The 20,657-nt window shown below is 64.5% G+C and carries 21 protein-coding genes; 13 read left to right on the top strand and 8 right to left on the bottom strand.

Annotated features, from left to right (window positions below; all coding sequences use genetic code 11):
• The first annotated feature begins 46 nt into the window (after window positions 1-46).
• Complete coding sequence (locus tag NZL82_RS09535; protein WP_261269520.1) at window positions 47-697, top strand: carbonic anhydrase; 651 nt, start codon at window positions 47-49, stop codon at window positions 695-697.
• Window positions 698-788: 91 nt separating this feature from the next.
• Here the strand turns inward: NZL82_RS09535 and aspS are convergent, their stop codons facing one another.
• A complete protein-coding gene (aspS, locus tag NZL82_RS09530) occupies window positions 789-2,603 on the bottom strand; it encodes an aspartate--tRNA ligase (protein ID WP_261269519.1) in 1,815 nt (604 codons plus the stop codon).
• A 137-nt stretch (window positions 2,604-2,740) separates the two neighbouring features.
• Between aspS and rnd the strand changes: the two genes are divergently transcribed.
• Window positions 2,741-3,919, top strand: coding sequence for a ribonuclease D (gene rnd, locus NZL82_RS09525; protein ID WP_261269518.1), 1,179 nt, complete (start codon window positions 2,741-2,743; stop codon window positions 3,917-3,919).
• On the top strand, window positions 3,919-4,203 hold the full coding sequence (locus NZL82_RS09520) for an I78 family peptidase inhibitor (RefSeq protein WP_261269517.1): 285 nt from the start codon (window positions 3,919-3,921) through the stop codon (window positions 4,201-4,203). The genes rnd and NZL82_RS09520 overlap by 1 nt, the downstream gene beginning before the upstream one ends.
• On the opposite strand, the gene NZL82_RS09515 is transcribed toward NZL82_RS09520, so the two are convergent.
• The 4 genes from NZL82_RS09515 to NZL82_RS09500 are packed head-to-tail and all read right to left on the bottom strand — an operon-like array spanning window position 4,190 to window position 9,727.
• The gene (locus NZL82_RS09515) at window positions 4,190-5,662 is read right to left on the bottom strand and encodes a Ppx/GppA family phosphatase (RefSeq protein ID WP_261269516.1); all 1,473 of its coding nucleotides are present in this window, start codon (window positions 5,660-5,662) and stop codon (window positions 4,190-4,192) included. The two genes, NZL82_RS09520 and NZL82_RS09515, sit on opposite strands and share 14 nt — an antisense overlap.
• A 17-nt stretch (window positions 5,663-5,679) precedes the next feature.
• Window positions 5,680-7,845, bottom strand: a complete 2,166-nt coding sequence (locus tag NZL82_RS09510; protein ID WP_405051357.1) for an RNA degradosome polyphosphate kinase — start codon at window positions 7,843-7,845, stop codon at window positions 5,680-5,682.
• A gap of 17 nt (window positions 7,846-7,862) precedes the next feature.
• Complete coding sequence (locus tag NZL82_RS09505) at window positions 7,863-8,471, bottom strand: HdaA/DnaA family protein (protein WP_261269515.1); 609 nt, start codon at window positions 8,469-8,471, stop codon at window positions 7,863-7,865.
• Window positions 8,468-9,727: a heavy-metal-associated domain-containing protein gene (locus tag NZL82_RS09500; protein WP_261269514.1), complete on the bottom strand. Its 1,260-nt coding sequence runs from the start codon at window positions 9,725-9,727 to the stop codon at window positions 8,468-8,470. The genes NZL82_RS09505 and NZL82_RS09500 overlap by 4 nt, the downstream gene beginning before the upstream one ends.
• A 59-nt stretch (window positions 9,728-9,786) precedes the next feature.
• On the opposite strand from NZL82_RS09500, the gene purM reads away from it, so the two are divergent.
• The 4 genes from purM to NZL82_RS09480 are packed head-to-tail and all read left to right on the top strand — an operon-like array spanning window position 9,787 to window position 12,368.
• Window positions 9,787-10,920, top strand: a complete 1,134-nt coding sequence (gene purM / locus NZL82_RS09495) for a phosphoribosylformylglycinamidine cyclo-ligase (protein WP_261269513.1) — start codon at window positions 9,787-9,789, stop codon at window positions 10,918-10,920.
• Window positions 10,913-11,488, top strand: a complete 576-nt coding sequence (gene purN, locus NZL82_RS09490) for a phosphoribosylglycinamide formyltransferase (RefSeq protein WP_261269512.1) — start codon at window positions 10,913-10,915, stop codon at window positions 11,486-11,488. The genes purM and purN overlap by 8 nt, the downstream gene beginning before the upstream one ends.
• Window positions 11,485-11,772: an MmcQ/YjbR family DNA-binding protein gene (locus NZL82_RS09485; RefSeq protein ID WP_261269511.1), complete on the top strand. Its 288-nt coding sequence runs from the start codon at window positions 11,485-11,487 to the stop codon at window positions 11,770-11,772. The genes purN and NZL82_RS09485 overlap by 4 nt, the downstream gene beginning before the upstream one ends.
• A complete protein-coding gene (locus NZL82_RS09480; RefSeq protein ID WP_261269510.1) occupies window positions 11,769-12,368 on the top strand; it encodes a hypothetical protein in 600 nt (199 codons plus the stop codon). Before NZL82_RS09485 ends, NZL82_RS09480 begins: the two co-directional genes overlap by 4 nt.
• 4 nt (window positions 12,369-12,372) lie before the next feature.
• On the opposite strand, the gene NZL82_RS09475 is transcribed toward NZL82_RS09480, so the two are convergent.
• The 3 genes from NZL82_RS09475 to NZL82_RS09465 all read right to left on the bottom strand — a co-directional run bounded on the left by NZL82_RS09475 (window position 12,373) and on the right by NZL82_RS09465 (window position 15,651).
• Window positions 12,373-12,891, bottom strand: coding sequence for a GNAT family N-acetyltransferase (locus NZL82_RS09475; protein WP_261269509.1), 519 nt, complete (start codon window positions 12,889-12,891; stop codon window positions 12,373-12,375).
• Window positions 12,891-13,313, bottom strand: a complete 423-nt coding sequence (ndk, locus tag NZL82_RS09470) for a nucleoside-diphosphate kinase (protein ID WP_042482585.1) — start codon at window positions 13,311-13,313, stop codon at window positions 12,891-12,893. Before ndk ends, NZL82_RS09475 begins: the two co-directional genes overlap by 1 nt.
• A 211-nt stretch (window positions 13,314-13,524) precedes the next feature.
• A complete protein-coding gene (locus NZL82_RS09465; RefSeq protein ID WP_261269508.1) occupies window positions 13,525-15,651 on the bottom strand; it encodes a polysaccharide biosynthesis tyrosine autokinase in 2,127 nt (708 codons plus the stop codon).
• A gap of 355 nt (window positions 15,652-16,006) precedes the next feature.
• Here NZL82_RS09465 and NZL82_RS09460 point away from each other — a divergent pair, with 355 nt between their 5' ends.
• The 6 genes from NZL82_RS09460 (at window position 16,007) to NZL82_RS09435 (ending at window position 20,656) form a co-directional block, all read left to right on the top strand.
• Window positions 16,007-16,444, top strand: a complete 438-nt coding sequence (locus tag NZL82_RS09460; RefSeq protein ID WP_261269507.1) for a glucuronosyltransferase — start codon at window positions 16,007-16,009, stop codon at window positions 16,442-16,444.
• Window positions 16,441-16,926: a glycosyltransferase gene (locus NZL82_RS09455; RefSeq protein WP_261269506.1), complete on the top strand. Its 486-nt coding sequence runs from the start codon at window positions 16,441-16,443 to the stop codon at window positions 16,924-16,926. Before NZL82_RS09460 ends, NZL82_RS09455 begins: the two co-directional genes overlap by 4 nt.
• Before the next feature lie 20 nt (window positions 16,927-16,946).
• Window positions 16,947-18,014: an endo-1,4-beta-xylanase gene (locus NZL82_RS09450; protein ID WP_261269505.1), complete on the top strand. Its 1,068-nt coding sequence runs from the start codon at window positions 16,947-16,949 to the stop codon at window positions 18,012-18,014.
• Window positions 18,011-19,177, top strand: coding sequence for a glycosyltransferase (locus NZL82_RS09445; RefSeq protein WP_261269504.1), 1,167 nt, complete (start codon window positions 18,011-18,013; stop codon window positions 19,175-19,177). The genes NZL82_RS09450 and NZL82_RS09445 overlap by 4 nt, the downstream gene beginning before the upstream one ends.
• Window positions 19,178-19,179: 2 nt before the next feature.
• Entirely contained in the window at window positions 19,180-19,665 is a 486-nt protein-coding gene (locus tag NZL82_RS19785) for an acyltransferase (protein WP_314732882.1), read from the top strand.
• Window positions 19,666-19,765: 100 nt separating this feature from the next.
• Complete coding sequence (locus tag NZL82_RS09435) at window positions 19,766-20,656, top strand: glycosyltransferase family A protein (RefSeq protein WP_261269503.1); 891 nt, start codon at window positions 19,766-19,768, stop codon at window positions 20,654-20,656.
• Window position 20,657: the final 1 nt, after the last annotated feature.

The raw sequence follows: 20,657 nt of genomic DNA, 5'->3' as shown, positions 1-20,657 counted from the left end.
GGTTCGCCTGCTAGAGCGTGGTTTCCAAACTGGACAAGAGAGAGCAATGACCGACTTTAACGACCTCGTGGATGGCTATCAGCGCTTTCGGACCTCCGATTGGCGTCGCCAGCGCGACCGCTGGGCCGAACTGAAGGAAGGCCAGAGCCCCAAGGTGATGGTGATCGCGTGCTCGGACAGCCGCGTCGATCCGGCTCAGATCTTCGACACGCTGCCGGGTGAGATTTTCGTGGTGCGCAACGTCGCCAACCTCGTCCCGCCTTTCGAAACCGGCGGCGGCCATCACGGCGTGTCGGCCGCACTCGAATTCGCGGTGACGCAGCTCGAGGTGACCGATGTCGTTGTTATGGGGCATGGCGCATGCGGCGGTTGCAAGGCCGCTTTGACGCAAGGTTTCGCCCATGCGCCGCAGGGCGAAGGCGGCTTCATTTCGGACTGGGTGCATCTGCTCGACGGTGCGCGCGAGAAGGTTGTCGCCAAGCATGGCGACGGCCCGGATGCGATGCGCGAGATGGAACTGGAAGCGGTTCGTACGTCGATCGCCAATATGCGCACCTTCCCCTTCGTCACGAAGCGTGAAGATGCGGGCACGCTCAAGCTGCGCGGCGCCTATTTCGCGATTGCGGATGGCGTGCTGCACCTGATGGACGAAGAGGGCGAATTCAAGCCGGCGGCTGCTGCGGTCGCAACGGCGTAAATCAAAACGCCCGCGCGGGTGAAGACCTGCGCGGGCGGTATCTTTCGGGGGCGGGTGTCGATGATGACACCCGCCCCTTTTGTCATGGAGTTCAGTGGCTCGCCGCCACCACGACCTGATCGCCGTCCTTCTTGGGTTCGGCGGTCGTGCGCAGGTGGAGTTCGCGCATCTGGCGTGGCTCGGGCAAGCTCGGCGCGCCCATCAGCAAATCCTCGGCGCGCTGGTTCATCGGGAACAGCGAGATTTCACGCAGATTCTGCGCGCCGCAGATCAACATGACGATCCGGTCGACGCCGGCGGCCATCCCGCCATGCGGCGGAGCGCCATATTGGAACGCGCGGTACAGGCCGCCGAAGCGCTCCTCGACATCGGACTTGGACAGGCCGACAAGCTCGAATGCCTTCACCATGAGCTCTGGCGACTGGTTGCGGATCGAACCCGACGCGATCTCATAGCCGTTGCAGACCAGATCATATTGATAGGCCTTGATCGACAGCGGATCGGCGGTGGTCAACGCCTCCATGCCACCCTGCGGCATCGAGAAGGGGTTGTGGGCGAACTCGACCTTCTTCTCGTCCTCGTCCCACTCGTAGAAGGGGAAGTCGACGATCCAGCACAGCCGGAACGCACCTTCCTCGATCAGGCCAAGCTGTTCGGCGACGCGGGTGCGCGCCAGACCCGCCAGCTTTGCCGCCTGTTCCACCTTGCCTGCCGCGAAGAACAGACCGTCATCGGGGCCGAGGCCCAGCGCGGCATAGATCGCCTCCATGCCCTCGGTGCCATGGTTCTTGGCGATCGGGCCCCCGAACTCGCCGCCCTTGCGGGTGACATAGCCCAGGCCTGCATGACCTTCGGCGCGGGCCCACTCGTTCATCTCGTCGAAGAACTTGCGGCTCTTCTCGGCGGTGCCCGGTGCGGGGATCGCGCGGACCACGCCGCCCGAGCCGACGATCTTCTCGAACAGCCCGAAGCCAGAGGTCGTGAAATGCTCGGAGACGTCGGTGATGATCAGCGGGTTGCGCAGGTCGGGCTTGTCGTTGCCATATTTCAGCATCGACTCGGAATAGGGGATGCGCGGGAACTGGCCGATCGGGGTGACGGTACGGCCATCGGCGAACTTCTCGAAGATGCCGCCGATCACCGGCTCCATCGTCTCCCAAACCTCTTCCTGGGTGACGAAGCTCATTTCGAGGTCGAGCTGGTAGAATTCGCCGGGCAGACGATCGGCGCGCGGATCCTCGTCACGGAAACAGGGGGCAATCTGGAAATAGCGGTCGAAGCCCGCGACCATCAGCAGTTGCTTATATTGCTGCGGCGCCTGGGGCAGAGCGTAGAACTTGCCCGGATGGATGCGGCTGGGCACCAGGAAGTCGCGTGCGCCCTCGGGCGAGGATGCGGTCAGGATCGGGGTCGAATATTCGGTGAAGCCTGCCGTCTCCATGCGACGACGCATGTCCGAGATCACCTGGGTCCGACGCACGATATTGGCGTGCAGCGTCTCGCGGCGCAGGTCGAGGAAACGGTAGCGCAGGCGAATATCTTCCGGATATTCCTGCTCACCCGCGACCGGCATCGGCAGTTCCTCGGCGGCGGAAAGCACCGTGGCTCCGCGCGCGAACACCTCGATCTCGCCGGTCGCAAGGTTGGGGTTCACCGTGCCCGCCGACCGTGCCTTTACCACGCCGTCGATCGTCACGACCGATTCGACGCGCACGCTTTCCAGGATCGCGAGCGCGGGCGTATCGCTGTCCGCGACGATCTGGGTAATGCCATAATGGTCGCGCAGATCGACGAAGAGAACGCCGCCATGATCGCGCTTGCGATGGACCCAGCCGGACAGGCGGACCGTCTGGCCCACGGCTTCGGCCGTCAGCGCGGCGCAGTTATGAGTACGATAGGCGTGCATGGCGAACATTCTCTGAACGTCTGGGAAAGCCCAGCCGCTTCCCCGCCAGCCCCCCTTTTGTCAATCCCATTGTGCCCAAAGCGGGGTCGCTCGCGTTCCTCTTTGTCAAGCTGCACAGCTGCCGCTATGTGCAGATGATGCACGTCCATCCGTTGATTACCGACAGCGCCACGCTCGCCAACCTCTGCGCCCGCCTCTCGCAAGCCGACTATGTCATGGTCGATACCGAGTTCATGCGCGAGAGCACCTATTGGCCGGAACTCTGCCTGATCCAGATCGCCGACACCGAAGAGGCCGCCGCGATCGATCCCAACGCCCCGGGGCTCGACATGACGCCGCTGCTCGACCTGTTGGTTAACAATGACGAGGTGCTCAAGGTCTTCCATGCCGGTGGGCAGGACATCGAGATCATCTATAATCTGACCGGCAAGACCCCGCACCCACTGTTCGATACGCAGATCGCAGCGATGGCGCTGGGGCAAGGCGAGCAGATCGGCTATTCCAACCTCGTCGATAGCTGGCTGGGCATTCAGGTGGACAAGGGCGCACGCTTTACCGATTGGTCGCGCCGGCCGCTCGACCAACGCCAGGTCGACTATGCGATCGGCGACGTGACCCATTTGTCGGCAATCTTCCCCAAGATGCTCGAACGGCTGCGCAAGACCGGACGTGGGGCGTGGCTGGATCAGGAGATGGAGCGGCTGGCCGATCCGTCGCACTATGCGAACGATCCCGATTGCGCGTGGAAACGCGTTCGCGTCTCGGGACGCAAGCCGGACATGCTGGGCCGTCTCAAGGCTCTTGCGCGGTGGCGCGAACTGGAGGCACAGGCGAAGGATCTGCCTCGCGGCCGTATCGTCAAGGACGAGACGCTGGCCGATCTTGCCGGTCATCCGCCGCGCAAACAGGCGGACCTGGCCAAGGTTCGCGGGCTCTCGGCGACCTGGGCGAGCAACGACATTGGTAGCCGCCTGATGGACGCGCTCGACAATGCCGTGCCGCTCGGAGCCGACGAATTGCCCGCGCGCGATGATCGCAAGCCGGGCCTGGGCCGTGAAGGCGCGCTGGTGGCCGACCTGCTCAAGCTGTTGCTCAAGATTCGAGCGCGGGACATCGACGTGGCGCCGCGTCTGCTCGCACGGGCCGATGATCTGGAGATGCTGGCCGCAGGGGTACGGACCGGTCTTTCGGTGCTCGATGGCTGGCGGTTCGAGCAATTCGGTCGCGATGCACTCGATCTGGTCGAAGGGCGGCTGGGTTTCGTGGTCAAGGGCGGCAAGCTGAAGATGGTCCGCGATACCGAGGAGGCTGCGTGATGAAGGGGCTTGCCATCAGCGCGCTGATGGGTGTCGCGGCCTGCGCGCCGACGCCGAAGGCGGCCGATATATCGGCCGGGGCCAGCTGCGGCGATGCCGGGGTGGCGCCCTTGATTGGCAAGGTCTGGACCGATTCGATGCGTCCCGAGGCGTTAAAGCGATCGGGCTCACGAACCTTGCGGGTCATCGGTCCCGACACGGTCGTGACGATGGATTACCGTATCGACCGGCTGAATGTCGAGGTCGATGCCGAGCGCCGGATCCTCCGCGTCAGGTGCGGCTGATCCGGCTCGGCGTGCGCCCGAGGGCGGTGGCGAGTGCGTTGTGGCGGCGCTCCACCGCCTCGCCGTAAAAGCCCCGGTCCGCGTCGAGCATCGCCAGGCCGAGCATCGATCCCTCGACGATCAGTTCGGTCCGCTCCAAAGGTCCCGCCAGCCCGCCGCTTAGCCGCTGGCCGAGGCGGATCGCCAGGCCCCAGGCCGTTGCGCGCTTCAACTGTGCGGGGGTCGCCAGTTCCGCCAGTGGCGCCGGCACGTCCAGTCCCCCGCCAAGGCTGGTATGCAGCGCCTGCGCCAGCATCGCCCGGCCGGTTGCGTCGATCCCCACCCAATTGCCGTGTAACGCGATCTCGACCCCGCGCTCGGCCCGGAACTCCGGATTGGCGCGCCAGCCCACATCGGCCAGCAGGCACGATGCGTGGCGGAGCCGCGCATCACCAACGGCCTCCTCGTCGAATAGGGGCGCAATCCAGCGGTCCAGCAAATCGCCATGCTCTGGAAAACGCCCCAGCAACCGGCCCTCCTCGCGCGCGCCGACGATCAGAGGATCGAGCGCACGGGTACGGGCGTCCAGCGCGCCGAACAACAATCCCTCGCGCAAGCCGAAGGCGGAGACGACCGTCGTGCTGCTGCCCAGATGCTTGAGCAGGACGCTGAGCAAGGCGGTCGCGTCGCCCAGCGTGGCGGCGCGGCTTGAGGACAGGCCCTGCACCTCGCGTAGTCGCGCTTTGCCCAGATGGGGGATGGTGCGCGACAGGCGAAGGATATCGACCGGCGTCAGTTCGTAATGATGGATGATCGGCAAGGGATAATCGGCTAGCGTCATGTCCAGCCGCGCCAGCGCCCGCCACGACCCCCCGACCATGTAGAAGGGAAGGCCACGTCCCCGCCCTTCCCAGCCCGCCTCCTCGATGAGCCGCGCAATATGCCGCTCGAACGCCTTGCCGCCACGCTCGCGCAGGGCAGGAATGCGCAGCACGCCGAGTGGAAAGGACACCCGATCTTCGACGTTGCCGTCACGGACACGAACCAGTTCCAGACTGCCACCGCCCAGATCGCCGACAATGCCATCGGCATCCGGGATTGCGGATAGCACTCCCTCACCTGCCGCCTTGGCTTCCTGCTCGCCCGACAGCAGTTCGACTTTCAAGCCCAGCGCCTCGGCACAGGCGATCAAATCGCCGCCATTCGCCGCGTCACGGACGGCAGCCGTCGCCACGGTGCGCAGACCGGTCACGCCCATCTCCCGCGCCAGGCTGGCAAAGCGTGCCAGGGCGATTTGCGCCTTGGCCAGTGCGGCGGGGTCGATCGCACCGGTCGCGGCCAATCCGCGACCCAGACCGGCCATGACCTTTTCGTTGAACAGGATCGCGGGCAGTCGTGCCGGTCCCTGATACACGACCAGCCGGACCGAGTTGGACCCGATATCGATGATCGCCGTGCGTGGTGCGCGTGCTGCCGCCATCGTTCAGACCGCGCGCATCATCGTTGCCGCCGGAGCGACAGGGTCGGCACCGCCTTGCTGCTGTCGAGCGCGGCCCCGCGCCCCGAAAGGGATGGATTGGTCATGAAATACCGATGCAGGTTGAAGGGGCGATCCCCAGGCTGATCGCGCACATAGCTGCCGTCGGGCTCCAATTCCCAGCTCTGTTCATTGTCGAGCAGGTTGGCGACCATGACTTGGTCGAGGATCTGGTCGTGAACCGTCGGGTTCAGGATGGGGAGCATATATTCGACACGGCGATCGAAATTGCGCGGCATCCAATCGGCCGAGGAAATGAACAGCTTGGCCGCATCATGGGGCAGCGCCTTGCCATCGCCGAATGCCCAGATGCGGCTATGCTCCAGGAAGCGGCCGACCACCGACTTTACGCGGATATTCTCGGACATGCCCGGCACGCCGGGACGCAGGCAGCAGATGCCGCGAACGATCAGGTCGATCTCCACGCCGGCGCCGCTCGCATCATAGAGCTTCTCGATAACTAGCGGATCGACCAGCGAGTTGACCTTGGCCCAGAGGCTGCCCGGACGACCGGCCCGCGCATGGGCAATCTCCGCATCGATCAGCGCCATCAAATTGGGCCGCAGGTCGCGTGGGGACAGGCTGACCCGGCTCATCGCGGCCGGTTCGACATAGCCGGTGATGTAATTGAACATCTGCGCCGCATCCCGCCCGATCAGCGGATCAGCGGTGAAAAAGCTGATGTCGGTATAGATGCGCGCCGTCACTGGGTGGTAATTGCCCGTGCCGAAGTGGCAATAGGTGCGGAAGTCGCTTCCCTCGCGCCGGACGACCATCGACACCTTGGCATGGGTCTTCCAGTCGATGAAGCCATAGACGACCTGTACGCCCGCCCGCTCCAGCGCGGAGGCCCAATAAAGATTCTGCTCTTCGTCGAAGCGGGCCTTCAGCTCGACGATGGCGGTAACGGACTTGCCTGCTTCGGCCGCCGCGATCAGGGCGTTGATAACGGCCGACTGCTTGCCCGCGCGGTACAGTGTCTGCTTGATCGCCACCACGTCCGGATCGACCGCGGCCTGCTTCAAAAAGGCGATCACCACCTCGAACGTCTCATAGGGATGGTGGACGACGATGTCCTTCGCCTTGATCGCGGCAAAGCAATCCCCCGCGAATTCGCGAATCCGCTCGGGGAAGCGCGGGGCATAAGGCGGGAATTTCAGGTCGGGGCGATTCTCGTCGACCAGCATGTCGAGATCGCCGATGCCGAGCAGGTTGCCGCTCTCGGTGATGATCGCGTCCGATCCGCCGAGTTCGCCTCGCAGCACATCGGCCAGCTCGTCGGGCATGCCGGTTTCTAGCTCCAGCCGGATGACCCGCCCGCGCCGACGCCGCTTGATGGCATTGGCAAAGTAACGGACCAGATCCTCCGCCTCTTCCTCGATTTCGATATCGCTGTCGCGCAGGACGCGGAAGGTCGCTGCGCCGTTGACGATATATCCCGGAAACAGCAGCCCGGAGAAGCGGCGCAAGATCGTCTCGATCGCGACATAGCGGGCCCCCTCGCCCGGCAGGCGGACGAAGCGCGGCATGGTCGCGGGGATCATCACCAACTCGCGGATCGGCGCTTTGTCCGACACGCGGGTCAGGTCGAAGATCATCGACAAGCCCTTGTTGGGGATGAACGGAAAGGGATGCGCCGGGTCCAGTGCCTGGGGCGTCAGGATCGGGAAAATCTGGTCACGGACATGCGTTTCCAGCCAGGCGCTGGCCTCCGGGTCGATCGCGTCCCGCCGCAGGACGAAGATGCCTGCCTCATCGAGCAGGATGCGCAGATCGCCCCAGACTTCCTGCTGGCTGGCCATCAGGCGATCGGCCTCGGCGATGATCCCGCTGAGCTGCTGTGCCGGGGTGAGGCCGTCGACCGAGCGCTGTTCGACGTCCTGTGCCTGCTGCCCCTTCAGCCCGGCGACGCGGACCATGAAGAACTCGTCCAGGTTCGATCCGGAAATCGACAGGAAGCGCAATCGTTCGAGCAAGGGATGCGCGGTGTTGCACGCCTCCTCCAGCACGCGCCGGTTGAAGGCGAGCCAAGAGAGTTCGCGATTGAAATACCGCCCGTTCGGCTCCGCTGCGAAATGATCGTCGTCCGGCTCGGACATTTGCGCGATATGGGCAGGACGGGTCATCGTTACTCGCTTGCGGCTTACGGCTCGGCGATCAGGCCGGCCGCGGTCAGGGTGGATCGTGCCAAGGGAATGGACAAGCGCGCACGCCGTTCCATCGCCCCCTGATCCAGCATATCCACTGCTCGCATGACAGAAAGGTGACTACGTTCGATTCGAAGCGTCAGCCACTCGATCAGATCAGGACGGGCATCAAGCCCGCGCCGTTGAAACAAAAGCTCAAACAGCGCCGCGACCAATTCGTCATCTGGTGCGGCAATCTCTGCCAGACTGCTGTTCGCGAGTCGCGAGCGAAGGTCGGGCAGCTTGACCTGCCAGCGCGGCGGCGGCGCATCCGCGACGATCAGCAGCGGTCGGCGCTCCGCCTGGGCATTGTTCCACGCGTGGAAGATCTGGACCTCGGGCACACGCTCGGCATCGTCGATGATCGTGCCGCCACTTCGCGCTGCGAATATCCGTGCGAGCAGCGACCGTCCCGACTTTCGCGGTCCGGTCAGGATCGAGGCCATGGTCGGCCACGCCTCCCACTGGTCGAGCATCTTCGCCGCCATCCGGTTCGAATCGGTCAGCAGAAAGGCATCTGATCGGGGGTCCGCCGGCCATTGCAGCGGCAGCGCCATCTGGTTCATCCGGTCGTCACATTATCCGATTGAGGCGCGGGCGCGGGCTGTGGAGCCGCGCGCCGGATGCGCAAAGTGGTGCCCGAGCCGGACACCTGCAAACCGCGTTGTTCCAACGCACGGCGAAGCTGCTCTGGATCACCGTCATAGGTGACCGCCATCAGCGAAACGCCACCCAGCGCCAGACTGGTCGTACCGGCGCGGACGACGCCCGGGATGGACCGGATCAGGCTTTCGGCATTGGCCACCGCGCTGGCGCTGGGCGCGTCATATTGCAGCGTGACGGCGATTCCCGCGCCGGTCGAGGCGATGGCGGAATCCAGCCCCGTGATCGGCTCCTCGCCCGGCGTGGTATCGTCGATCACCGCTTCCTCGGGCTTGGGCGGCGGGTTCAGCGTCGCATCCGGGTGCAGCGTACCGCTCGCCAGCGCACGCTGGTACATGCCGTCCAGGCGTCCCACGCCGGTATCGAGCAGCTGGTTGATACTATCGGTGCTGCCGACGCGCAGGGTCACCGTGCCGATCAGGGCGTTGTCGGGGCCATGCCGCGCCTCGAAGACGCCGATCACCGGGCCGCCGGGCCATTGGCGATAGAGGCGAACCACCGGGATCAGAATATCCGATGCGCCATATTGGTCGAGGATCGTTCGCCACCAGCCGCGCGACCGCCGCCCGATCTGCCCGGCGTTCAACAAGAGCGGATCCGTGCCGGTGCCAGACGGCCGGATATAGTCGATCGAGCTGTTGCCCGTCCGAAAGCGGGCCCAGGCCTGTTGCCAGGGGGTGCGCGCTTCGAACATCTGGGACACACCACCCGAAATTTGGAGGGGCATGACCAGCATCGGCGGCGACCGGTCGGCATAGGCGGAAACGCCCAGCACCCCCGCTGCGCGAACCCGATCGAACAGCACACCCAGTCGGGCGACATAGCGATTCGGGCCGATTTGCTCGTTCTCGACGACGATACCGCTGACGAGCGAATCGAGCAGGCCGTCGGACGCCCCGACCCCGCCACGACCCAGGCGCTGTGCCAGAACGGCCCAGGCCTTGCGCTGCGCGATCCGCCAGCCGCCCAGCCGTGCCGCCTCGGCCGTCTTGCCCGCGACGTCGACGGAAACGCCGGTCACCTCATAAGCGCCACCACTGTCGATCGGCGCGACGCCGCGTGGCTGACCCTCGATCTGGGCGAGCACCGCGCCGCCACCGACGCCTAAGCCGGCAAGAGCGGCCAGACCGAATATAATGGATGGCAATCGCAAACGCATCGCGGCCTTTTGGCGAAGCAGGCGTGGAAATCCAAGCGCGATATAGCTAACGGGCAAACATGACCGACATTAGCACGCCGTCCACCACTCCATCGCCCGCCGGTTCGGGCGCGTCCTACACCTATGCCGATGCGGGCGTTTCGATTGCCGCAGGCAATGCGCTGGTCCGTGCGATCGGCCCGCTGGCCAAGGCGACGCGGCGGCCGGGTGCCGATGCGGACCTGGGTGGTTTTGGCGGCTTCTTCGACCTCAAGGCGGCTGGCTTTTCCGATCCGTTGCTCGTTGCGGCCAATGACGGCGTGGGCACCAAGCTGAAGCTCGCGATCGAACATGACCGCCATGACGGGGTTGGTATCGACCTGGTCGCCATGTGCGCCAACGACCTGGTCGTTCAGGGCGCCGAGCCCTTGTTCTTCCTCGATTATTACGCGACCGCCAAGCTGGAAGGCGATGTGCCGGAGCGTGTCATCGCTTCGATCGCGGAGGGATGTCGTATCGCCGGATGCGCCTTGATCGGTGGTGAAACCGCTGAGATGCCAGGCATGTATGCTCCGGGCGATTACGATCTGGCGGGCTTCTGCGTCGGTGCCGTCGAGCGGACGGAAGTCCTGACCGGCGCGACGATCGCCGATGGTGACGTGATCCTGGGCCTGGCTTCATCGGGGGTGCATTCGAACGGCTTTTCGCTCGTTCGTCGTCTGGCCAGCGACAAGCAATGGAAGCTCGATCGGCCCGCGCTGTTCGATCAGGAACGGTTGCTGATCGAGGCGCTGATGGCCCCGACTCGGATTTATGTCCGCTCGCTGCTCCCCTCGATCAAGGCGGGGACGATCAAGGGGCTCGCCCATATCACGGGCGGCGGCCTGCTCGAGAACATTCCGCGTGTCCTGCCGGTCGGCGCCCATGCCGTGGTCGACGCCGACGGCTGGGAGCAACCGCGCCTCATGGCCTTCCTCCAGGCGCAGGGCGGGATCGAACCCGAGGAAATGGCCCGCACCTTCAACTGCGGGATCGGTATGGCGGTGATCGTCGCTGCCGAACAGGCGGACACGCTGGCACAGACGCTGCGCGAGGCCGGCGAGACGGTCGTGACGATCGGTCGCGTCGAAGCTGGGCAGCGTGGCTGCACTGTCAAGGGCTCGGCCGGTACCTGGAGCGCCAAAGCGGACTGGACGGCCACCCATAATGGCTGACACGCCGGTAAAGGTCGGCGTCCTGATCTCGGGTCGCGGCTCCAACATGCAGTCCCTGGTCATGGCGTCGCGGGCACCGGACGCGGCCTATAGCGTGGCCCTGGTCGCCTCCGACAAGCCGGAGGCGGCCGGATTGGCCTGGGCGGCGGATCAGGGCATTGCGACCTTTGCCCTTTCGCCCAAGGGTATCGGCAAAGCCGCTTATGAAGCAGCGATCGATGCGGCGCTACGCGATGCGGGTGTCGAGGTGATCGCGCTCGCGGGTTACATGCGGCTATTGTCCGGTGATTTCGTCACCAAATGGAGCGGTCGGATCGTCAACATCCATCCGTCGTTATTGCCCCTCTATAAGGGGCTCGATACCCATGCTCGGGCGATCGCCGCGGGCGACGACAAGGCGGGATGCTCGGTCCATATCGTGACCGAGGAATTGGATGACGGCGAAGTGCTGGGCCAAGCCGAGGTGCCGATCTTGCCCGGTGACGATGCCGATACTTTGGCGGCGCGCGTGCTGACCGAAGAGCATGGGCTATATCCCCGAATCTTGACGGAGTTTGTGCGTCGATGACCGATCACCTGACCCGCATTCGCGACATCGCCATGTTGCTGCCCGGCACGGCGGAGCAAAGCGCCGATGGCGAGGCCCGTTTCTTGGTCGAAGGCGAGACTTTCGCCAAGCTGGTGGGGGACGGTACGGTGCTGAACATCTGCACCGCCGATCCCAGCAACGCGCCTTGCTGGGCCGAGATCCGGCTGGACGACGAGACGGACTGGACGCTGGTTGAGGATCGGATCGCACGAAGCTGGGAGCTGGTCGCCCCGACGCAATTGCTGGAGGCGGGCGGGCGATGAGCGACAAGACCGGGGACGCATCGTCTCCGGGCGCCCGGTCGCGGCGGCGGCTGTTGACGCTGGCGGAGTTCGTGGCGGTTGCGGGCCTTTTGGTCGCCGCGCTGACCCTGTATCTCAACTGGTCGCAGCGCCGTAGCGACGCGGCCGACAAGGCGGCGACGGCTAGCGCCCAGCGACATGAGCGCGGTCGGCTGGATTTGTTGTCCAGTGTCGAACAGGGTGGGCGACGGATCGCGTTGCGCGATCCCCGACATGATCTTTCGGACATGACGATCGATTTTCCCAAGGGCTCGAGCATCGAACGACAAACGCCCCTCTCCGCCCCCGCGATCGAGGCGGAGCCGATTGCGGGCCCCCTACTCGCGCTGACCGATGGCGGCGCGGATGATCGCGAAGGGCGGCTGCCGGTGCTCATCACCGCCAGATATTGGGATGGGGATACGGCCCGAACCGCTACGGGGCTTTACGACATCGTCTGGCGGACCGAGGGTCGGGTGCTGCGCGGGCGAACGCTTCGCCTGGAGGGGCTTCGTCTGCGGGATCGGAACGGCACGCCGGCAAAGCTTGCGGCGGCCTGGGCGAGCGCCCGCCCGTGATCGTTCAGATCGCGCGGGCGTAGATGGCGTCGTCGAACACGGCGGTCCCGACCTGGAAACGCCGCGCCCCCACGACTTGGAACCCTTCCCGCTCGTAAAAGGCGCGAGCAACATGATTGATGCCCAGCACCCCGAGCAGCATCCGACGCCGACCCAAAGCGCGCGCGTCATCGACAGCTCTTGCCATCAAGCCGTGGCCGAGCCCGGTGCCGCGAGCAGGCAGGAGCGTATAGATGCGACGCAGCTCGATATCGCGCGCATCGGTTTCGACGGGAAGATCCGGCGGGGTCAGCAGTGTATAGCCGATCGGCGCGGCGCCATCGCGATGTTCGGCAAGCGTCGCCACGCAGTGCGGATCGGCGATCCATTGCTCGAACCGCGTCGGCGAGCTGTTCCGCGAACAGTGGCGGATCATGTCGGGACCGGCGATGACCCCGACGAACGTTTCCAGGAAGGTCGCGGCCGCGACGAGCGACAAGACGGGCGCATCGCCCGCATCCGCCCGCCGCAGCCGCCATTCCATCAGCCGACGATTTCTTCCGGCTTGAAGAAATAGGCGATCTCGATCGCCGCATTCTCGTCCGAGTCCGAACCATGGACCGTGTTCGCCTCGATCGACTCCGCCAATTCCTTGCGGATCGTGCCCGGCTCGGCATTGGCGGGGTTGGTCGCACCCATGATGTCACGGTTGCGCTGCATGGCGTTCTCGCCTTCCAGCACCTGCACGACGACCGGGCCCGAAATCATGAATTCGACCAGATCGTTGAAGAAGGGGCGCTCCTTATGGACCGCATAGAAGCCCTCGGCCTGCTCGCGGGTCATCTGGATACGCTTCGAAGCAACGACGCGCAGGCCGGCTTCCTCCAGCATCTTGGTGACGGCGCCGGTCAGGTTGCGACGGGTCGCATCGGGCTTGATGATCGAAAAGGTACGGTTCGCGGCCATGATGGTCACGCAGCTCCTGATAGGGGGTTGGCTGGAAGTGGCGTCGCCCTAATCGGGGCTTGGGCGCATTGCAACGCCTTATGCGGCGGTCGACGTCCCGGATGAGGCCCGTTCGGCCGATTTGGCAACCAAGCCATGCTAAAAAGCCGCCAGTCCCATTGGGATCGGCGGCTTTTCGGAAGGATCATGGTGGATCGGAAGCTGCTGCGTTTCAGCTATAATAGCTGGAATAGCGATTATAGTAGCGCATCTCGTCGCCTGCTCCGGCACGGCGCTGCACCTTGAGATCGACCATGGTCATCAGGATGCCGCCGATTTGCGCGTCCGCCATCGACAGATGGTCCAGCGCCAGCCGCACCGCCGGAGCGGGCGTCTTGCGCCAGCGTACCGCCAGCAACGCGACATCGGCCATCGAGGCGATAGCGCGCGAATCCGCGATTGCCAGCAGCGGTGCGGTGTCGAGGATGACCAGATCGAAGCGCTCGCGCAGTTGTTCGACCAGGTGCTGCATCGCGCTGGAGGCGATCAGATCGTACGAGGTGTCGGCATTGGTCGGCCGCTGCGGCAACAGGAAAGCGCCGCTTGCGCTGTCGCGGACCAGGACCTGATCCAGCGTCGCTTCACCACGCAGAAGATCGGCGAGACCATATTGAATCGCCCCTTCCATCTGACGGCTGGTCGCCTGACGGCGAAGATCGCAATCGACCAGGACGGTCGTGATGCCAGCCAGCGCCGAAGAGCGTGCGAGCGAGAAGGAAGTCGAGGTCTTGCCCTCGCCCGGAAGCGCGGAGGAGATCGCGACGACCTTCACCGATTGCTCCTCGCGTCCGACCTTCAATGCGGTGCGGATCGAGCGATAGGCCTCGCTGAAGACGCTTCCGGGATGCTCGACCAAATGATGGCTGATCGTGGCAGGGGTCGGCGACTTGATCCGGTGACGATCGAGCGTTCGAAGATCGGGGATCGAGGCCAGCACCGGCAGGCCCAGCGCGCGTTCGACCTGACGGCGGGTGGTGAAGCCGTTCTCCGCCATTTCCAGGCCGGCGAGGACAAGCGCCCCGGCGAGCAGCGCCGCCAACAGGCCGCCACCGCCATAGACGATCTTCTTCGGGCTATCGGGCTTTTGCGGCACGAACGCCCGCGCGATGATATAAGCCGCGCTCCGCTCGGTGCCCTGGCGGGCAATCGCCTGCTGATACCGCTCGAGCAGCGCTTCGTAGAGGCTCTTGAGCGTCGTCGCCTTGCGCTCTAGTTCGCCCAGGCGGACCGATGCGGCATTGCCCTGAAGCAACTGCCCCTTTTGTGCGCCGAGCGACGAGACGATCGAGGAAGTGCGGCGACGTGCCACATCGGCCTCGGCGGCCAGGCTCTGGCGGACCCGCGCGGTTTCCGATGCGATCTGGCGGCGTGTCTCACGCAGCTTCTCGTTGGTCTCGATCACCTGCGGATGGCGTTCGCCATAACGTTCCGAAAGCGAGGCCTGCTGAGCGCTCAGCGCCGCTTCCTCGGTGCGCAACTGCTGCAGCACCGGGGAGGTCACCGCCGACCCTGCGCCGGCACTGCTCGCGCTGCGGGCGGTGTTCCGTGCCTCCGCTACGGCCTGCTGGGCCTGCGCATCGGCCAGTTGCTGGTTGAGCACCGCGATCGACTGCTGCGCGTTTGTGCTTTCATTCTGAATGTCGACGAGGTTGGTCGCCGCACGGAAACGGGCCACCTCGGTCTCGGCTCCTAGCAACTCGCCTCGCGCGCTGGCGATACGCGAGCTGAGCAGACCAATTTCCTTATTCCGCTCGTCGCGCTTCTGAATCTGCTGACGGTTCAGATACTCGTCCATCACCGTGTTGACGATCTTCGCCGCCATGGCGGGATCGGTCGACAGGAAGCTGACGTCGATGGCATAGGAGGTGCCGTCGCGCTTGGCGCTCAAACCGCCGGTCAATGCACCGATCGCGTTATTGCGTGCCGTCGTCGGGTCGACCGGATCGGTGCCGACGAAGTCCGGGTTCTTCGCCAGACCCAGGCGGTCCACGACGCGCCCCAGCGTCTCGGGCGACAGGATCTGCGTGACTTCCGTATCGACGGACGACGAATCGGTGGTCAGGGGTTGTAGGCGCTGGTCTTGCTGCGCATTGACGATTTCCTCGTTGGTGCGCTCGATACCGACCTGCCCTTCGGCACTGTAGCGCGGGGTGGCCAGCTTGTAGCTGACGGCGGTTAGCGCGAGGACGATGACCATCGTGATCGCGATGGGAATGATGCGCCGACGGACCGCGTTCATGACGGCGCCGATGTCGATTATCTTGGCCGAATCCTGTTCGACAGGCACCAGCGGGTTCATATTTTTGTCTCCGTCCCGACCATTTGACATCCTGCGCGGCGGTTAAAGCGTCCGGTTGTTTACCGGTGTCCTTCCCTCCGACGCAAGGCAATGCGCATCGTCCTCCGGAACGCCACCGATCCGGGATAGGACAAGCGCGCTCGTACAGGCCTCACCGTCTTCGGGCAAATTATGCTGCACTGCAACTGTCCCATAACCGACAGTATTTGCGGGTTACGCGCCGGTCTATATAGGGTACCGCAACGATGGCGTTCCGTATTCCGCGGCGCGCCGGGCGATGAAGATCGCCCTTGCCATGGGAGGTTGCGAGATGGCTTTGAATGGCAAACCCGCTGATACCCGGTCTCGTCCACGGGTGCTCGCAGTCGCATCGCAAGGTGGCCATTGGGAGCAGATGATGTTGCTCCGCAGCATGCTCGATACCCATGCGACCCGCTTCGCGACGACGGAGGCCGAGCTTTTGGAGAAGGCGGGTATCAAGGACGGGATCGTCCTGCCCGACTGTAACCGCAACGAACCGTTGCAGAGCCTGAAGTGCCTGATCCGGTCCTTCACGACGGTTCTGTCGCTCCGTCCCGCCGTCATCATTTCGACCGGTGCGGCACCGGGCTTTTTCTGCCTGCTCGCCGGCCGCCTGATCGGGGCGCGCACCGTATGGATCGACAGCGTTGCGAATGTCGAGCAACTGTCCAAAAGTGGGACATTGGCGCGATTTGTCGCGACGGAATGGCTGACCCAATGGGCGCATCTCGCCAAGCCCAACGGGCCGCATCATGCAGGAGCGGTCCTGTGATCTTCGTCACCGTCGGGACGCAGCTTCCCTTCGACCGGCTGATCGAGGCGATCGATGCCATCGCACCGTCGCTGAACGAACCGATTTTTGCACAGACCGGCAAATCGACCTATGTGCCCCGCAATATCGAGTGGAGCCCCCGCATCCGGCCGCTGGATGTCGATGCCTATTTTGCGAATGCGCGCGTGGTGGTGGCTCATGCCGGGATCGGCACGATACTGACGTGTCAGAGGGTCGGTCGCCCAGCCATCCTCTTTCCACGCCTTGCGGCGCATGGCGAGCATCGCAACGACCATCAGATGGCCACAGTGTCCCAGCTTGAGGGACGTCCGGGGCTTTATGTCGCACGAACCGCCGAAGACTTGCACGCGCTGCTGGCCCGCGATCTCGCTCCGCCGCCCGGCAACGACGTCGTCCCGCCCGGACGCCAGCAATTGATGCAACATCTCGACGCCATTATTCGCCATAGCGGAAAGCGGTGATGGCGGACGGAGCGAAGGACATGGCCCTGACCCGGCGCGGTCTGCTGCTGAGTGGCGGTGCGGCGGCGCTTACCATCGGAATGCCGAGTGCGGCAGCCGATGACCTGAGCTTGCGCAACCTGACGCGCGGCATTCGCTTCGGTGCCGCCATCGACGCAGAGGATCTGCGGGACCCCGCGATGCGCGAACTGTTTCGTCGCCATTGTTCATCGCTGACCCCGCGCAACGCGTTGAAATGGGTGGGTACGGAAAAGCAGCCGGGACAGGTCCAGTTCGTCGACGCGGATAAGATCGCGGCCTTCGCCAGGGAAATCGGCGCCGGGCTCTATGGTCATACGTTGATCTGGTACCGCGTTCCAGGCTGGGTCGATGCGATCACCGATCCGACCGAGCTTCGCAGCGCGATGAACCGGCATATCGATCAGACGGTCGGTCATTTCGCCGGGCAGGTCTATGCCTGGGACGTGGTCAACGAAGTCATGGAATATGACGCCGCGCAGTGGCGGGCATCGGTCTTCTACCGTCTCCTCGGCAAAGACCATGTGCGCGAGGCATTCGAGCGGGCGCATCGTGCCGACCCCAAGGCCATTTTGGTCATTAACGAAACCCATCTGGAAAAGGCGGGCGCCAATTATGACGCGCGCCGGGCGATGATGCTGGACATTCTGCGCGAGCTTCGCGCGGCCAATGCGCCGATCCACGCGATCGGGCTCCAGGCGCATTTCCGTCCCGGCTTCGACCGCCTCGACGCTCCCGCGCTAACCGCGTTCCTGCGCGAGACCAGGAAGTTGGGATTGGGCACATATATCACCGAGATGGACGGGTCGTGCAAATTCGCGCACCGACTGCCCACGCCGGATCCGGACGTCTATGGACGCACCTTTGCTGACCTCGTTCGAACGGTGTCCGCGTCGGGAACGCTGAAAGGGGTGACCACCTGGGGGCTGCGCGAGAAGTTCAGCAAGGCGGAGGCCGCGCAGGGTCATGGCTGCCGCGCCCGCGCCCTGCTGTACGATGAGAATATGATGCCCCTCCCCGCGCTCGATGCGCTGGCCGGGGCGCTGCGCTCGGCGGGATCAGGCCGATGAGTGGACCGCAGAACCATAATGGCCGCCGCGTGGCGATCTTCGTCGAACGCTTCCTCCCGCCCAGCCAGGCCTTCGTGCTGGCGCAGGCGCGCGGCTATGAGCGCTATTCGCCGGAATTCCTCGTCGGAAAGCGTATGGGCGAGGGACATGGCGGGGAAAGCGATCTGCCCGTCCATGTGATAGCGAACTCTCCGCTGATGAAGGCGGGCTCGCTTCTGCTGAAAATCCCACGGGTCGCGGTGCCGGGGCTGTTTCCGCCACTGGCGCGGGCCGACCTGATCCATGCTCATTTCGGCAAGAACGGCTATGTCCTTTCGCCGCTGGCGCGTGCCTTGGGCAAGCCGCTCGTGACGACCTTTCACGGCTTCGATGCCACCTATCGCGGTGATCCCAAGAAACCGGGCGGCTTCAACCAGGTCCGCTTCTTTGCCAAAGGGCGGGCCCAGATGGCTCGGGCAGGCGGTTACCATATTGCCGTGTCCGACTTTATTCGCGATCGGCTGCTTGATCTGGGCTACCCCTCGACGTCGATCCATCGCCATTATATCGGCGTCGATCGTGGGCTGTTCCGGCCCGATCCCCGCCCCCGCATTCCCGGTCGGGTGGTTTCGATCGCCCGCTTCGTGGAGTATAAGGGCTATCGCTACATGATCGATGCGCTGGCCCGCGTGGCCGCACAGGGTATTCCGGTCGACTATGTGATGATCGGCGACGGCCCCGAAGCCGCCGCGACGCTCGCACATGCGCGCGCCAGCCTGCCCCGCGTGACCCATCATCCGCGCCTCAGCCAAGAGGCGATCCGCGACGAACTGGGTCAGGCGCAGCTTTATCTGCATGGGAGCGTCACGCTGGACAATGGTCATGCCGAGGCATTCGGCATCGCCAATCTGGAAGCCCAGGCGGTGGGAACGCCCGTGGTCGCCTTTCGCTCGGGAGGCGTCGGCGAAGCCGTCGAGCAAGGACGTACAGGCCTGCTGGCAGAGGAGCGGGACGTGGCGGCGATGGCCGACGCGGTCGCCTCTCTGCTCTCCGATGGCGAGCGCTGGCGGTCTTTTCACGAGCGCGCGCCCGAATGGGTGGCCGAACGTTTCGACCTGATGGCACAGACGCGTCAGCTCGAAGACTATTATGACCGCGTCCTCGACGACTATCGGAGGAAATGACAGTGGCGCGCACCAGCGGAGCCAAGCCCAAATGGGGGCTCAATCGCCTCAAGAAGCTGCGTAACGTCTTCGTCGAGGCGAAGCGTTTTTGGTATGTCCGTTTCTGGGGAATGGACATTCATCCGACCGCGCAATTCTCGCTATCGGCGAAGTTCGACCGGACGAACCCCAAAGGGCTGCATATCGGCGAAGAGAGCTATGTCGCGTTCGACGCGGCGATCCTGACCCACGACCTGACGCGTGGGCTGTATCTCGATACCTGGATCGGACGCCGCTGCTTCATCGGCGCGCGCAGCATCATCCTGCCTGGCATTCGCATCGGCGACGAATGCGTGATCGGATCGGGCTCGGTGGTGACCAAGGACGTACCGCCCAATTCGTTGGTTGCCGGCAATCCCGCACGCGTCATTCGCAGCAACCTGCGTATCGTCGCCCGTTATGGACGGATCGGCGCTGACGATGTGCCCGCGCCGGATCAGCCGGAATGAATTTTCGTGTCGCGCGACATCGCTTCGCCATCGCGGTCACGGGTCCGCTTATGCTAATGCTGCATCGCGATATGGTTTCGAGGGCAAACGGGGAAGTAGGATGAAACTGTCGGTCCTCATCAACAATTACAATTACGCCAGGTATTTGCGCGCCTGCATCGACAGTGTCTTGTCGCAAAACGAGTTGGGGGCGGAGATCATCGTGGTCGATGACGGGTCGACCGACGACTCCCGTGCCGTAATTGCCAGCTATGGTGATGCGGTGACCCCGGTGTTCAAGCCCAATGGCGGCCAGGCCTCCAGCTTCAATGCTGGCTTCGCCGCCTCGACCGGCGACGTGCTGATGATGCTCGACGCGGACGATTTCTTCCTGCCCGGAAAGCTGGCCCGGATTGCGGACATTTACACCCAGCGTCAGGTCGGCTGGTGCTTCGATCGCGTCACGAACGACGAGGCCGGGCTGGTGCCCGCCGAGATCGCGATCACGCCGATCGACAAGCGCGAGACGATGCGCGCGGGTGGCTTTCCTACCCTGCCCGTCCCTACCTCCGGTCTGACCTTCCATCGGTCGATCCTGTCGCAAATCCTGCCGATGCCGCTGGCCGACGACGTGGTGTTGAGCGACAATTACCTGAAGTTCGCGGCCGCCTATCTGGCGCCGGGCGTGCTCGTCGAGACCCCGCTCACCTACCAGCGGCTGCACGAAAGCAACCGCTACACCAACACCGATCGCGCCAAGTCGCTGAAGCCGCAGATCATGATGGCGACCGGCCTGCACCTCGCACGCCGCTTCGACGGGCTGGGCCGGATGGGCAAGAGCCTCGTCACCGGGGGTATCGCCGATGCACATCTCGGCATGACCGACACGCTGGCCGAGATTGATCGCGTCGCGCGCGAAGCACGGGGCATGGGCTGGACTCGCCAGAATCTGACCACGCAGGTGATCCGCAAACGGATCACGGGCGCCGCCCGCTCGCTGCTCGGGCGATGAC

The organism is Sphingomonas sp. LC-1 (genome assembly GCF_025371035.1).
Taxonomy (GTDB): Bacteria; Pseudomonadota; Alphaproteobacteria; order Sphingomonadales; family Sphingomonadaceae; genus Sphingomonas; species Sphingomonas sanguinis_E.
Note: the sequence above shows the minus strand (reverse complement) of the source record. Positions and strands in the feature narration are given on the sequence as shown.

What these genes read in the sequence shown, in the direction of transcription:
- NZL82_RS09535 (WP_261269520.1), top strand. Translation starts at nt 47, where the DNA reads ATGACCGACTTTAACGACCTCGTGGATGGCTATCAGCGCTTTCGGACC.
- aspS (WP_261269519.1), bottom strand. Translation starts at nt 2,603, where the DNA reads ATGCACGCCTATCGTACTCATAACTGCGCCGCGCTGACGGCCGAAGCC.
- rnd (WP_261269518.1), top strand. Translation starts at nt 2,741, where the DNA reads ATGCACGTCCATCCGTTGATTACCGACAGCGCCACGCTCGCCAACCTC.
- NZL82_RS09520 (WP_261269517.1), top strand. Translation starts at nt 3,919, where the DNA reads ATGAAGGGGCTTGCCATCAGCGCGCTGATGGGTGTCGCGGCCTGCGCG.
- NZL82_RS09515 (WP_261269516.1), bottom strand. Translation starts at nt 5,662, where the DNA reads ATGGCGGCAGCACGCGCACCACGCACGGCGATCATCGATATCGGGTCC.
- NZL82_RS09510 (WP_405051357.1), bottom strand. Translation starts at nt 7,845, where the DNA reads ATGACCCGTCCTGCCCATATCGCGCAAATGTCCGAGCCGGACGACGAT.
- NZL82_RS09505 (WP_261269515.1), bottom strand. Translation starts at nt 8,471, where the DNA reads ATGAACCAGATGGCGCTGCCGCTGCAATGGCCGGCGGACCCCCGATCA.
- NZL82_RS09500 (WP_261269514.1), bottom strand. Translation starts at nt 9,727, where the DNA reads ATGCGTTTGCGATTGCCATCCATTATATTCGGTCTGGCCGCTCTTGCC.
- purM (WP_261269513.1), top strand. Translation starts at nt 9,787, where the DNA reads ATGACCGACATTAGCACGCCGTCCACCACTCCATCGCCCGCCGGTTCG.
- purN (WP_261269512.1), top strand. Translation starts at nt 10,913, where the DNA reads ATGGCTGACACGCCGGTAAAGGTCGGCGTCCTGATCTCGGGTCGCGGC.
- NZL82_RS09485 (WP_261269511.1), top strand. Translation starts at nt 11,485, where the DNA reads ATGACCGATCACCTGACCCGCATTCGCGACATCGCCATGTTGCTGCCC.
- NZL82_RS09480 (WP_261269510.1), top strand. Translation starts at nt 11,769, where the DNA reads ATGAGCGACAAGACCGGGGACGCATCGTCTCCGGGCGCCCGGTCGCGG.
- NZL82_RS09475 (WP_261269509.1), bottom strand. Translation starts at nt 12,891, where the DNA reads ATGGAATGGCGGCTGCGGCGGGCGGATGCGGGCGATGCGCCCGTCTTG.
- ndk (WP_042482585.1), bottom strand. Translation starts at nt 13,313, where the DNA reads ATGGCCGCGAACCGTACCTTTTCGATCATCAAGCCCGATGCGACCCGT.
- NZL82_RS09465 (WP_261269508.1), bottom strand. Translation starts at nt 15,651, where the DNA reads ATGAACCCGCTGGTGCCTGTCGAACAGGATTCGGCCAAGATAATCGAC.
- NZL82_RS09450 (WP_261269505.1), top strand. Translation starts at nt 16,947, where the DNA reads ATGGCCCTGACCCGGCGCGGTCTGCTGCTGAGTGGCGGTGCGGCGGCG.
- NZL82_RS09445 (WP_261269504.1), top strand. Translation starts at nt 18,011, where the DNA reads ATGAGTGGACCGCAGAACCATAATGGCCGCCGCGTGGCGATCTTCGTC.
- NZL82_RS09435 (WP_261269503.1), top strand. Translation starts at nt 19,766, where the DNA reads ATGAAACTGTCGGTCCTCATCAACAATTACAATTACGCCAGGTATTTG.